Annotated in this window: 8 protein-coding genes and 1 pseudogene; 7 read left to right on the plus strand and 2 right to left on the minus strand. The window is 46.0% G+C overall.

Features of this window, described 5'->3' with window-relative positions:
• Positions 1–70: 70 nt before the first annotated feature.
• Positions 71–1,057, minus strand: coding sequence for a hypothetical protein (locus IDH41_RS20715; protein ID WP_190864426.1), 987 nt, complete (start codon positions 1,055–1,057; stop codon positions 71–73).
• Between the two features lie 669 nt (positions 1,058–1,726).
• Between IDH41_RS20715 and IDH41_RS20720 the strand changes: the two are divergent.
• The 6 genes and pseudogenes from IDH41_RS20720 to IDH41_RS20745 form a co-directional block, all read left to right on the plus strand.
• A pseudogene (locus tag IDH41_RS20720) lies at positions 1,727–1,852 on the plus strand (sigma factor); the annotation flags it as partial.
• Between the two features lie 120 nt (positions 1,853–1,972).
• Positions 1,973–3,109 carry a GntR family transcriptional regulator gene (locus IDH41_RS20725; protein ID WP_223829906.1) on the plus strand — a complete coding sequence of 379 codons (1,137 nt, stop codon included), beginning with the start codon at positions 1,973–1,975 and terminating at the stop codon, positions 3,107–3,109.
• A 390-nt stretch (positions 3,110–3,499) separates the two neighbouring features.
• On the plus strand, positions 3,500–4,450 hold the full coding sequence (locus IDH41_RS20730) for an ABC transporter permease (protein WP_190864429.1): 951 nt from the start codon (positions 3,500–3,502) through the stop codon (positions 4,448–4,450).
• 32 nt (positions 4,451–4,482) lie between these two features.
• Complete coding sequence (locus tag IDH41_RS20735; protein WP_190864431.1) at positions 4,483–5,403, plus strand: carbohydrate ABC transporter permease; 921 nt, start codon at positions 4,483–4,485, stop codon at positions 5,401–5,403.
• A gap of 90 nt (positions 5,404–5,493) precedes the next feature.
• Complete coding sequence (locus tag IDH41_RS20740) at positions 5,494–7,152, plus strand: extracellular solute-binding protein (RefSeq protein WP_190864433.1); 1,659 nt, start codon at positions 5,494–5,496, stop codon at positions 7,150–7,152.
• A 443-nt stretch (positions 7,153–7,595) separates the two neighbouring features.
• On the plus strand, positions 7,596–10,520 hold the full coding sequence (locus IDH41_RS20745) for a glycoside hydrolase family 3 protein (RefSeq protein ID WP_190864435.1): 2,925 nt from the start codon (positions 7,596–7,598) through the stop codon (positions 10,518–10,520).
• Between the two features lie 102 nt (positions 10,521–10,622).
• Here the strand turns inward: IDH41_RS20745 and IDH41_RS20750 are convergent, their stop codons facing one another.
• Positions 10,623–11,483, minus strand: coding sequence for a helix-turn-helix domain-containing protein (locus IDH41_RS20750; protein WP_190864550.1), 861 nt, complete (start codon positions 11,481–11,483; stop codon positions 10,623–10,625).
• A 555-nt stretch (positions 11,484–12,038) separates the two neighbouring features.
• Here IDH41_RS20750 and IDH41_RS20755 point away from each other — a divergent pair.
• On the plus strand, positions 12,039–13,403 hold the full coding sequence (locus tag IDH41_RS20755) for an ABC transporter substrate-binding protein (RefSeq protein WP_190864437.1): 1,365 nt from the start codon (positions 12,039–12,041) through the stop codon (positions 13,401–13,403).
• Positions 13,404–13,510 lie beyond the last annotated feature (107 nt).

Raw genomic sequence — 13,510 nt, forward strand, 5'->3', positions numbered from 1 at the left:
GTCGGCCGCCCCCCTAGGGGGGCATCTTGATTCTGATGGGGAATTTTCAACTGATTATTTTGAGGAATTTTCATTTGGTGTTGACATGGACTGGGGAGAGTCCTGTTGCAGTTGCTGCTTGAGCAACTGCTCGGGCATCCGTAACTGTTAATGAATAGGTGTCCATTCCGACTGAGGCTCTAAATGCAGCCGTTGTATAAGGTATAGGTTCTAGGACAAACACGCCTCCACCCCACCCATTATTAGGTGCTGCTGAAAAGTGTTTATAGTTATTTGGGTATGCAATTACTCTGGTTGCTGACAAAGATTTAGTGGATGATATCCTATATGTTTGCCCTTCATATACACCAATATTATTAGCAATCGCAGTTTCGGCAGATAAATAACTATAAACAAACCCACCTACCATAACAGCTCCACTAACTAGTGCAATAAAATCTCCAACAGGTAATGGTCCATCAACAGTTGCGACTAAACCTAAAGCTGCCAATCGAGTTGCTAGTCCACTTTCAGTAAAGGCTAACCCCATTCCTTTTAAAACAGTTACTGATGAAGCAAGACTCGCGGTTTGCATGCTTTCCTGAGGATAATAACCATGTTCTTGATGGTAATCATAGTAATATTGTGCTAGTCGATCAACCCTTTGGAGTTGTTCTTCATCTTCTTGTGTATAGCTAACTCGTGTAATTGATTCATTCTTTTCGAGTCTTGAATTCATATGATTCGTATAAGACTCTCTTTCATGTAATTGTGAATTAAGTGCAGTAAAACTTATGTCTTTTGAGTCATTAACAATTTCTTTCATATCTACTAATACATCAAGAAGATAGGGATTATCTGTAAGTTCTTGATCTGTTAATGAAGCAGCCATCTCTTCAATTAGAGTTGGGGTTACTGTGAAATCTTCTTTGATGTTTTTTGAAGAGCTAGTAGCAAAAGCGGAGTTAAAGCTAGAAATCAAAATCACAAATGAAAGCATTAACGATAATGAAACTTTTTTTGTAATTCCAGCAAGCATATTTCCTTTGATTTTCAAATCAATTGCTCCTTCAACCATTAAATTTACCTCATCTCAAATTTCTATCCATCCAGTATTTATATAGAATAGAAAAAAAGGTTAGGTATGTTAAAAACAATATCATTTATATAACTTACAAGTAATAGCCACAAAGTACGCAAATTAAATATTGATTATATCGAAATGTGTCGATTTATCGAGTTTATTTATCGGTAAATTCATTGGGATTAGTACATTTGAATCGAGAGATCTTAAGACTGGGGACAAAAAAATGGTAAGGAAGCATACGCTTCCTCTTGAATTAAGCTTGGTTGAAAAGGTGGGAAGGCCTTACGTAGTTGCGTAATCCGGTAAACGTTGTACGATCAGGCAAGGTTTCTGACTTTGCAATCTTGAATAAATAACAGTACAGCATCGTTCCAATCCGAGTTTAATATAAGGCTTTCCTTGTTTGGCACTTCGAATTTCCTCCTATGGAGTTTTGCGTACCAAAGCAGATATGCGAAGGAAGGGGACGGGATTCGTATAACAATCAGTTATACACTTTCGTATGACTTGCACGAAAAACCGGGTTATTTGAAGGATATTCGCGTTCCTCTAAAATCGCCGGAATACATAGGGGTTTTTAAGTATATTGGAGGTCAGAAAATTTTGCCGAGTGGCTCGTATAATACCATATTACCGTTTCATCAAATAAATCGAAAATGACTTCGTTTTGTCCACAACGTCAAAAAGTTCGACAATACCGGCGAAGATTTGGAGGATTTAATTAGTATCGGCACAATCGGGCTTATCAAAGCGATCGAAAGCTTCCAAACCGAAGACACAAAGCTTGACCTTGAAAAAGGTGGCGCTTCTTTTATGGAATAAAACGAATGCGTTTTTCGTAAATTATATATTGAATATATTGATTGAAGTGTGGTGATTCGAATGAACGCATCGGAAAGAATACCTATGTATCAGATGGTTCAAAAGTACTTACGCGACTTGATAACGTCGCAAGTATTGAAGGTTGGAGATCGTATACCTTCGGAAAAGGAGCTCATGGAGCGTTTCGGAGTAAGCAAGATTACAGTCGTTAATGCCCTGTCAGGTTTGGTTAACGAAAGAATTATAACTAGGGTGCCTGGGAAGGGGACTTTTGTATGCGATCCTGAATATGAAGTTCCGACGACATCTCCTAAACGTGCCGTAAAGCCTGTCAATAAAACTAGCGGTGATAGGCGGACGCGGATGATAGGCCTAATTATACCCAGCATTTATGATTATTTTACCATTAGACTTATACATGGTATTCAGCAAGCACTAAATGAGAACGATTACCGTTGCGTTATCTATTTATCGGAGGGCAACATCGATAAGGAAAAAGAGGCTATCAAGACATGTAGTAAAATCGGAGCGGAAGGGTTACTGATATTCCCGGTTGACGAGGAATTATTCAACGAAGAAATATTAAGCATGAAATTTGCGGGTTATCCGTTCGTTCTCATCGACCGTTATCTACCAGGGGTTGAAACTCATTATATCGCATCAGACGGCAGGCTTGGCGTTAACATGGCTGTAAATTACCTGTGGGAGCTGGGGCATCGTGAAATCGCCATATGCTCGGATTCGCCCATACAAACCGTTACCGTTCAAGAGCGGATCGATGGATATATGAATGCTTTCAAGGAAAAGGGATCGCTAATTAACCCTGCCCACATCGTAACCGGTTTTGAAATCGGAAGTCTTGAGCAAGCTGAAACACATCCTTTGTACCGCTATATCCAAAATCGAATGGCAACGGCCTATATTACGCTAAATGGAAGTCTTGGAGTGAAAATCTATCAAATTGCGCGTCAAGCAGGATTGAAGGTGCCTGAGGATATATCCATCATCAGTTTTGACGATCCGACTTCAATAATCGAAGGATACAACACTTTCACACATGTTAAACAGTTTGAACAAGACATGGGCTACCGCGCGGCTTACACGCTGCTTGAGGTCATTAACAGCGATGACGGGCAACACGGAAAATTTTTTAAAACCCTAGTGGAGCCGGAATTGGTGATTGGCGAGACGACGGGAAAAAACGTTTTCTCCCCTTCATGATATCAACACTCGCATCTCCCTATATATAAACCTAATAACGAGTCAGACTCGCTTTCTGCTCGAACCTGACACCCCAATCTTTTTAAACAATTCCATTTGAATATATTGAATATGTACACTTATTAAGGAATAAAACACACCATATTGAATATATTTAAGCCAAAGAATGTAACCGATTGCAATTAGAGAGGGGGAAGCTGCGGGTGGTTTCGTTTTACAGGTAAAGTGCCCAAGGAAGCGACAGGCAAGAAAGTCGTGTTGGGTTCTCGCTCCTATGCCGCCAGAAGATAGCTATATAATCCCCCAGCCGCACCTCGAAACGGCTAAGCTGCCGGAGGACGGCGAAGATATCATCATTTACCGACGATGATGTAGGAGGTGTTCGGAGAAATGGTACCAAAGGGTGTGGTTATCCCTGGACTTGAGCGATTAAAAAAGAACAAGAAACTAACGAAGATTTGGTATTTCAGGCATGTCTATTTATTTTTGCTTCCTGCCATCATATGGTTTCTGGTTTTTGCTTACTATCCGATGTACGGCATTATAATAGCGTTCAAAGATTTCAAATTCAATTTGGGGATATTGGGGAGTCCTTGGGCTGGCTTTACATATTTCGAACAGTTTTTAAACGATTCCAGTTTTTACGATGTACTCCGAAATACGTTATCCATTAGTGTTCTTAAACTTATTATCGGATTTCCAGCTCCATTGATTCTAGCCTTAATGCTCAATGCAGTCATGCACAAAAAAATCAAAAGAGTGTTTCAAACGATCTCCTATCTGCCGCACTTCGTTTCGTGGGTCGTTGTCGTTACCTTGCTTCAAAAAATCTTGTCTCCGAACGTAGGGCTAATCAATGACATTCGGTATCAAATGGGTTTGGATCCTATCTTTTTTATGGGAAAGCCGGAATTGTTCTATCCATTGGTACTCATTTCCGACATTTGGAAAGGTATAGGCTGGGGTTCGATCATTTATTTAGCCGCGTTAACGAATATCGATCCGCACTTGTATGAAGCTGCGGAAATCGACGGGGCAGGTCGATGGAGCAAGCTATTTAAGATCACGCTTCCATGCCTTATTCCAACGATAGGCATATTGCTGATCTTCTCCCTCAGCGGAATACTGAACGCCGGTTTTGATCAAATTTGGCTGATGCAGTCCCCGGCAACATTAAGCGTCTCGGAAATTTTGGACACTTATGTCTTAAAAACAGGCCTCCAGCAGGGGCAATTAGCCTATTCCACGGCAATTGGTTTATTCAAGTCCGCGATCTCGCTGATTCTCATCGTTGCCGTAAATCATATATCCAGACGCGTGAGCGATGTATCGTTATGGTAATAAGCGAGCACGGAAGATGAGGAGGTGTATGTATGGGTGCGAGAAGGCTGACGCCGGCAGATAAAATGTACATGACGCTTAACTATTCGGTGCTCTTTTTATTCTGCGCGACGGCACTCTATCCATTTATCTACTTTCTTGCCCTATCCTTCAATGACGGTTACGATGCGATGAAGGGCGGAATCTATTATTTTCCTAGAGTGTTTACATTAGAAAACTATGCCAAAGCTTTTAGCAACCATTTGATCCTGAATTCGTTTTATATTTCCATTGCCCGAACCTTTGTGGTAACGGTTGCCTCCGTAATATTGACGGCCTTATTAGCTTACGCGCTTTCGCGGAAAGGCTTGCCCGGAAGAAAATATATTGTCTTCTTTTTTTTCTTTACCACGTTGTTCAGCGGAGGACTTATTCCGACGTTTATTCTGTACCGGCAATTACATATCCTGGATACGTTTTGGGTGTTGGTGTTACCGTCCCTATATAGTTTTTTCAATGCGATTATCATGAAAACTTTCTTTGACGGGATCCCAGACGGTCTGTCGGAATCGGCCCGAATAGACGGTGCAAGCGAGTTGTCGGTATTTGCAAGAATCATACTGCCCCTTTCGATGCCGGTGCTTGCTACCATTGCTTTGTTTGTCGGGGTGGGGGTGTGGAATGACTGGTTTACAGGTCAGTTTTTCATTCAGAATGAAAATCTGCAGCCTGCAGCTACGTTCCTTAACAAGATGATCAGCGAAGCGTCTTTCCAGTCGATGACGTCGTCGTCGGGAAATAGCGGATCTGCTATTCAGAACATGACCGAGACTCAAATGGAGCTCCGAGGCGTAACACCGGAAGCCTTGAGGATGACTTTCGTCATTATAATAACGACCCCGATCATCTGCGTGTATCCATTTCTTCAGAAATATTTCGTAAAAGGCGTATTGGTAGGTTCTCTTAAGGAGTAGTTGGTATAAAAGGCCATGCCTTTTATATAAAAACTTCCATTGGAAGGGGATTGTAGTATGCTGAAGAACAAGCGTAGGAGCTTTCTTGGCATGACGCTAGTCGTGTTGCTGCTTTTAGTGACAATGACGGCATGTATGGGAAAAGACAGAGAAGAGAATGCAGGCACGGTTGACACAGGCCCGAATGATTCAGGCACTGAAGAAATGAAGCCGGTAACCTTGACTTTCCTCAGTGCTTGGAACGGTGGCGGAGCCGGTTTCCCGCAGGACCAAAAGAATAATCCGGTAGCCCAAAAAATTAGGGAGAAAACCGGGGTAACGTTAGACCTGGAATCCATCACGACAAGTGAAGTGGAAAAACTAAACACCATGTTCGCTTCCGGTACGGTTCCCGATATTGTTAACGCCCCTTTCTGGTCAACTACGGGAGGAGAAGGACAAGTCATCAAGAAGGCGGCCATGGAAGGACAGCTTCTGGATTTAACCCCTTATCTCGATAAATACCCGAATATTAAAAGACTTGCGACGACCGGGATTGCGAAGGATTTTGCCGAGTTCGATCTCAATAGTCCCGAATTTGAAGGCAAGACGTATCTCATTCCTACGGAGACCCCGGACGGAACCCCTGAGAGCATTCATAATTGGAATTACGGCCTTTTTGCCAGGGGAGATATCCTGAAAGCTTTAAACGTAAAAGCGGAGGATATCGATACTCAAGATGAATTATATGATCTATTGGTTAAGATAAAAAATGGCGGTTTCAAGGATATTGGCGGGAAGCCGGTCATCCCGGCCGGAACCATGTGGAATGGATGGGATTACGGTCAATTCCTTGCCGGATGGACGGATTACACGATTTCGGATTTCCGTGAAGTAGATGGAAAGCTGATCCACTGGACGCAATCCAAGGATCATGAAGCTAGGTTGTTATACATGAGAAAGTTATTAACGGAAGGTTTGTTTGATCTTGAAGCCTTCAGCAATACGAGTACAACAGCGAATGAAAAGCTTACGACGGGAAAAGTTGCCGTATTCGGAGCCCAACCTATGCTAGGTGATTTACAAAAAACGCTTTATAAGACGAACCCGGAAATGAAATATGAACTATTGGGTCCGATGAAGAATAAGAGCGGAAACATTCGAACGCAAGTGGAAAAACCCGGCCGTTCCGGTTTCCCTGTTCTTTTCTTAAGCGCTAGCATCAAAGATCCCGATGCGGCATTACGGTACATTGATTATGTCAACAGCGAAGAAGGCCGACTGCTTGCGTATTTCGGGATCGAAGGAACGCACTACACCATGGAAAACGGGCTGCCCCAATGGAATCCCGATGTGAAAAAGCAATTCGATGAAAACCCGGATCTGAAAAGAGACGCAGGGCTCAATTATCTTCCGGGAAGGTTCATAGGGGCGTTCTCCTCTGAAGTCACTTGGCCTACGCCCGAAGATCAAAAAACGGAGTGGCAAAAGTTGGAGGAGAGTTTCTCGGCAAAAATGCCTATCCAAATCATAGACAAAGTAAGCGCCAGCTATCTTGCAAGAGATTGGCCCCAATATGAGCAATTTAGAGATAAAACCAGCAGTTTGAATTTCGATGAGGAATTTAAGAAAGCATTGTTTGCGGCGTCTGATGAAGAGGCTATAGATATGCTTCATAATGTTCAAGAAAAATTTAGAGATGCCGGCGTGGAAGAAATGTCAGAGTTCGTGGCCCAAAAAGCTGCAGAAAGAGAGGATGTAGGGTTCTAGAAGCGGGATCTGATGAAGCTAGCACGCTACAAAAAAAACCGCCTCCACGGGCGGTTTTTTCGCATATTCTGAAAGCACGATAATCACATCGATGAAGATAACAACGAGGGACGAACCATATTAACGAAAAGTGCCTTCTACTCGTTGGGAGCTAACAGGATTCGCGAAATAAGGTGTCCTTATTATGCTATTTTAAGACCATAAAATCGAGGTATCCTTGTCATTCTTGAACTATAATGCTAAATGAATGCGTACGGCAAAGGAGTAATATGTGATCGCTTCCGATATCCCGGCGGCAGGGTTTTATTACCATGTATGTGACACGGATCGGCGTCCGCTCGCATCGGATGCCCATTTTGACTGGTTCCGGGTAGCAAGTATCCGAGTAGATAGCTGATTTTGGAATTAGTATAATTTATAGTAAGTTCGAGGAGCGTGCGAAAATGAAAACCGAAAAGACCTACCTTTATTGGAATCCCGATATTCCTCTTGAGGAGCGAGTGAACGACCTGATCGCTCAATTGACACTGGATGAGAAAATCGGGCTTATGCCACAGTACCAGATCGCAATCGATCGTCTGGGCGTGCAGGCGTACAAGCATGGTACGGAGGCGGCACACGGGATGGCTTGGCTGGGGGAAGCGACGAGTTATCCTCAGCCGATCGGTCTCGCTTGTACTTGGGATAGCGATTTGCTTAAGAGAATCGGCTGCGCGATTGGGGACGAAGCTCGCGGCTTTTACAAGCGGAATCCGATCCTTAACGGTTTGACGTTGTGGGCGCCGACGGTTGACTTGGAGCGGGACCCTCGGTGGGGCCGGACGGAAGAAGCGTATGGCGAGGATCCGGTTCTGGCCGGCAAACTAGCCGCCGCACTCACGCAAGGCATTCAGGGGGACCATCCTTTTTACTTGAAGGCCGTTGCCACGCTGAAGCATTTTATTGGCAACAATAATGAGGCAGGAAGAGGCGATACATCTGTCAGCCTTGATCCACGCAACCTGCGCGAATATTACTTGAAGGCATTCGAGATCCCCTTCAAAGAAGGCGGAGCCCAGTCGATGATGACGGCATACAATGCGATCAACGGAGTGCCGGCGAACCTCAGCCAGCTCGTAATCGACGTCGTTAAACGCGAATGGGGAATGAACGGCTTTGTCGTCAGCGATGCCTTCGACGTAACGGGCACGGTGCGGGATCATCATTATGTAGAGACGCTTAAGGAAGCGGTGGCCCGGTCGATCCGGGAAGGCGGAATCGACAGTATTACGGACGAAGCGGCTGTAGTAACGGAGGCGATCCGCGAAGCGTTAGCGGACGGGCTATTAACAGAAAATGATCTGGATGCCGCTCTTCGGAATACGTTTCGCGTTCGTTTCCGGCTCGGGGAGTTCGACCCGTCGGAACGAAATCCGTATGCTGCGATCGACGAATCGGCGATCCTCCACCCAGATCACGCGGAGCTTGCGAGGGAGGCGGTGCAGAAAGCTGTTGTACTGCTCAAGAACGAAGGGAAGACGCTGCCGCTGCAGGCTGACAAGCTGAACAAGGTTGCTGTCATCGGACCTCTTGCCGATATCGTTTATCGCGACTGGTACAGCGGCACATTGCCTTATGCGGTTACTCCGCTGCAGGGAATCATAGAAAGGCTGGCGGCTGAGGGGAAAGGCGCCGAAACATCGTACTCCGCCGGCACTGATCGCGTGCGCATTAAGGCTGTTCGCAGCGGACGGTATGTCCAGCTCAGCGACGATTCAAAGGCTCCTCTTGCCGCTCGCGCGGAGAGGCCGGAAGAAGGCGACATTTTCGAAATATCGGACTGGGGCTTCGGTAGCCATACATTAGTTGCGTTGCGCAATAACCTCTATGTGACAACGGATGACAAGAACCTTCAAGCGTCTGCGCATCGGATTTGGGAGTGGTTTACGAAAGAAGTGTTCCAGATACGACCTGTAGCTCAGGACCGTTCGCTAGTTACCGCCTCGACCTGGAACGGAACGCCTGTAACGGTTGATAGTGAGACAGGTGTACTGCTTGTCGGAGACGGGCTGGCGGCTGAAACCGCGAACGATATTAACGTCGGAGGCGCTGCGGAGGCAGGGAGTTCGGTTGTTGGAACGCATGCCGACACGTTCGAGTTTGAACGTGTGTCGAGCGGCGTGGACGCGGCTGTCGAATCGGCTCGCGGCGCCGATGCGGCGATCGTGTTCGTCGGCAATCATCCACTGATCAACGGCAAGGAGACGATGGATCGGCCCGATATCACGCTGTCGGAATCGCAGGAAAAGCTGGCGCTTGCGGTAATTGAGGAGAACCCGAACACGATTGTTGTGGTCGTCGGCAGCTACCCGTTCGCCTTGAACGCTTTACAGGAGAAGGCGAAGGCAATCATCTACACGTCCCATGCGGGTCAGGAGCTCGGCCGTGCTGTTGCGGACGTTCTGTTCGGCGACGTCAATCCCGCAGGCCGAGTGAACATGACATGGTACAAGTCCGTTGATCAGCTTCCGCCATTCATGGACTACGATATCATCCGTGGCGGCCGAACGTATCAATATTTTGAAGGCGAACCGCTGTATCCGTTCGGACACGGCCTTTCGTACAGCGAATTCCGTTACGAAGCTTTGCATTTGTCGCCGAACAGCGCTGAAGCCGGGACAGACACGGCAGTCCGGGTTTCCTGCCGTGTGACGAACATAAGCGACTGTGCGGGTGAAGAGGTCGTGCAGCTTTATGTTCGTGCAAATAAATCCCGGGTCAAGCGCCCGCGCCTTCAGTTGGCGGACTTCAAACGTATCGCCCTGGCTCCGGGAGAGTCTGCGGAGGTGACGTTCCAACTGCAGCTCGAATCTCTGGCCATCTGGGACGTAACGCGCGACCGGTTCTGCGTAGAAAGTGGAACGTATACAGTCATGCTCGGCGCTTCCTCCGGCGATTTGCGGCTTGAAGGTCGCCTTACTGTCGACGGCGAGACGATACCACCGCGTGACCTTACGAAGGTGACTCGGGCCGCAAACTACGATGCGTATCAAGGCATTCATCTCGGTGAATGCATCGAAGGCGGAAGCGCCGCAGCCGTAAACGGCGATAAAGGCTGGCTTGCATGCCACGATGCAGAACTCGGTGCGGGGATCTTCTCGATCGAGCTGCGGGCCGCCGCCACTGAGGATGCTGTGGTTGAAGTTCGGTTGGATGGACCGGACGGTCCAATTGCAGGTAAGTGCAGGGTTCCGGCTGGCGGAGAACAGGACTGGCGGAGCCTCACTTGCGGGCTGACAGGCGCCTCGGGCAGGCGCGACGTGTACCTGGTCTTGGATGGTCCAGTGTCCCTCGCTTGGTTCCGGATGATGGCCGAAACGTGCATTTAAACTAAATATTCCAGTTGAGCCTAAATGGGCGCCCCGGTATATGTTTTATTGACATGTACCGGGGCGCCCATTTATTTTGTAACCCAAACCTAATAAAAAAAATCACTGATTCAGTCTAAAGGCTTTGGGGGAAAGTCCATAGGCTTTGGAAAACTTACGAGTGAAATAATTGCTGTCGTTAAACCCGCATTCGTATGAAATTTTCGTGATGGGGAGTCCGCTTTGCCTGAGCAGCATACGCGCGCGCTCCAAACGAAGTCGTTGCAGGTACGAAATAGGAGTCGTTTGATAATAAGATTGAAAGATCCGATTCAGATGCCGAACCGAAATATTGGATGTAGCCGCGATTTCCTCCAGAGTAAGAGGCTCGAGATAGTGATCTTCAATATAGGAGATCGCATTCGCCAAATGCATCAGATTGCTGTCCGTGCCATTCTCCTGATTGTCATACTGTCTGGACAAATAGACGACGAGCTCCATAAACCGGGAATTGAGCATCGTCTGATAGCCCTGATGCTTGTCGTTATATTCGTTGATCATATCGGCGATAATCGATGAGACGTGTTCCAAGCTTGGAATCGACAAATTAAGCCCGCTTTGAAAAGAATGAATATTGCGATAAAGCGGCTCCAAAACAAAAAGTGCCTGATAGCCGTTGGAGGTGCTTAAATCCGGACCGGCGCTTCGAAGTATGTCGGGCCGGAACATAATATTGCAAATTTTAAATTCATGTGGATTTTGATAAGCATGGGAGGTAGAACCGTTAATGACAAATACGTTCCCCTTCTTAATAAAATAAGTTTCGGAATCGACGATATGCGTAGCGTTCCCGTTCAATACAATCACGAGTTCGGTGAAGTCGTCATGCTTATGCAGAGGCGTATCCTCGTTGTGCCCGCCATACTGAATAAAAAACGGAAATTCCTTGTCATTGGTAAACCAGTTCAAATAAACGCTATCCACGATATCGCCTTTAATTGACGTCAACTTATTCATGCAGTTCGATTTCATAGTATTTCCTCGCCCGTTTGACATCCAACAACGCCCCCTTATTCTGTGATAGATGTATGCGGTATCATTTTTATTTTAATCGTGTGAAATTGCTGATCATACAACCAAAAATGTACTAAAAATCATATTAAAAATCGTTATTTAGAACTTTCGGTTCAGATTTGCATTTACAGATATGGCTATTTGATATCACGGATTCAGGATAACCGGAAAATGACTAAATCATGCTATACCCATGTCTAGAAAATGAAGGTTTGCATTAATTTTTTACAATATGATTTTAAAGGAGCAGCGAGGAACACGATGTGGATTTCGTTCCATGCGCGATGTGCTTTGGGTTTGATACCGCTTTCAACTGCATTCAGTGAAGATGAAGAGGCCAGGAGGTGATAGGTGCGGAATGGATGGCAGCACATGCGGAATGGCTTAGTTGGTTCGACTTTAAACCGTATCATTACCATTGCATCAAAGTGATAGCGATTACATTACAATTTCAGGGGGATGAAAATGAACAAAAAACTGGTTATGTTGCTTGTTAGTCTGATGTTGATCTTTTCCTTAGCGGCTTGCAGCAGCGGAAACGGCAGCACAAACAATCCAGCAAGCACCAATACTGCAACCGATGAAGCGTCAAACGATCCGGCGGCGACGAATGCTTCCGGGGAGGGAGATTCTGAGCAGGAGATGGATTTCGATATGGGCGGCAGAACAATTAAGATCGTAAACTTCTGGAGTTTGGAAATCCCGGAAGACAATCCGGATAATATCCAAAGGAAGAAAAACCTTGAAGCTCTGATGAAGAAACATAATTTCAAAGTTGAATACGTTGTCATCGATTTCGCCGAGTACCAGAACAAGGTTACAGCCTCGCTGCTTGCCGGCGAACCGGTAGGCGACATCATCTCCATAGCCAGATCCTACACCATTCCAACGCTGGTAAGTCAAGATCTGTTGTGGCCGGTTGACGAATTTACGAAAAATGAGAAAGTGTTCGATCCGAAAGTAACGAACGAGATTATGCAGTACAACGGGAGAGGGTATGGTTTTGGCGGGTACCCGGGCGGAGCAAACGGAATTTTCTACAACCGCACGTTGATGAACAATCTCGGCATGAAGTCGATACAAGAATATGTGGATGAAGATAACTGGAATTGGGAAACGTTCACACAAGTGATCAAAGACGCTAATAAAGATACGAACAACGATGGAAAGCTTGATACATGGGGATTGGCAGGCGGCGGCTTTATGGATTCAGCGCTTGCCTCCAACGAGACAGCTCTGGTGAAGGGGGATAAGCAGAACCTGGATGATCCTAAAACCGTCGAAGCTTTGAATTTCCTATCCAAACTGAATACCGAAAAACTCGTCAGACCTTCCGAGGGCGGCGATTGGACGGAGCCAAGTCAATTTTTCCGTCAAGGCAACACGTTGTTGTTTGCAGGCGGAGCTTATGAGGCGACTGGTTTGAGAACCGACATGAAGGATTTCGATATCGGCTTTGTTCCTTTCCCTAAAGGACCGAATGGAACTGCCTACAATACACCTGATAGCAATCCGTGGGCAATGGTCATTCCGAAGGCAGTAGAGAATCCGGAGCAGCTCGTTTATATCTGGGAGAAAATAGAGGATTACGAGTCCGTTTATGACTATCCCCTCCAGTCTTGGTACGAGACGATGTTTGACAACGAAGTTGATATCAATAATGTTAAAGTAGCGTCTAACAGATTCTATCTCGACAGTTTAGCTACGTTCCCGAGCATGCCATATTATGAGTTTGGTGACGAGATTGCGAAAGGCCAATCCGTATCCACGGTCATCGAGACATATAAAGCGCCTTTCCAGGCGGCAATCGATGAAGTCTATAAGAAATAACGATTGAAGTGATCAAACAGTCCGCATCTCTTCTAACAATGTGGACTGTTTGAAATTCACTCTTGCCGCGGGAGGGGAGCAGAATTGAGCGTCAGAAGCCAGAAATT

The organism is Paenibacillus arenilitoris (genome assembly GCF_014705655.1).
GTDB classification, from domain to species: domain Bacteria; phylum Bacillota; class Bacilli; order Paenibacillales; family Paenibacillaceae; genus Pristimantibacillus; species Pristimantibacillus arenilitoris.

What these genes read in the sequence shown, in the direction of transcription:
- IDH41_RS20755 (WP_190864437.1), top strand. Translation starts at nt 12,039, where the DNA reads ATGAACAAAAAACTGGTTATGTTGCTTGTTAGTCTGATGTTGATCTTT.
- IDH41_RS20745 (WP_190864435.1), top strand. Translation starts at nt 7,596, where the DNA reads ATGAAAACCGAAAAGACCTACCTTTATTGGAATCCCGATATTCCTCTT.
- IDH41_RS20715 (WP_190864426.1), bottom strand. Translation starts at nt 1,057, where the DNA reads ATGGTTGAAGGAGCAATTGATTTGAAAATCAAAGGAAATATGCTTGCT.
- IDH41_RS20730 (WP_190864429.1), top strand. Translation starts at nt 3,500, where the DNA reads ATGGTACCAAAGGGTGTGGTTATCCCTGGACTTGAGCGATTAAAAAAG.
- IDH41_RS20735 (WP_190864431.1), top strand. Translation starts at nt 4,483, where the DNA reads ATGGGTGCGAGAAGGCTGACGCCGGCAGATAAAATGTACATGACGCTT.
- IDH41_RS20740 (WP_190864433.1), top strand. Translation starts at nt 5,494, where the DNA reads ATGACGCTAGTCGTGTTGCTGCTTTTAGTGACAATGACGGCATGTATG.
- IDH41_RS20725 (WP_223829906.1), top strand. Translation starts at nt 1,973, where the DNA reads ATGTATCAGATGGTTCAAAAGTACTTACGCGACTTGATAACGTCGCAA.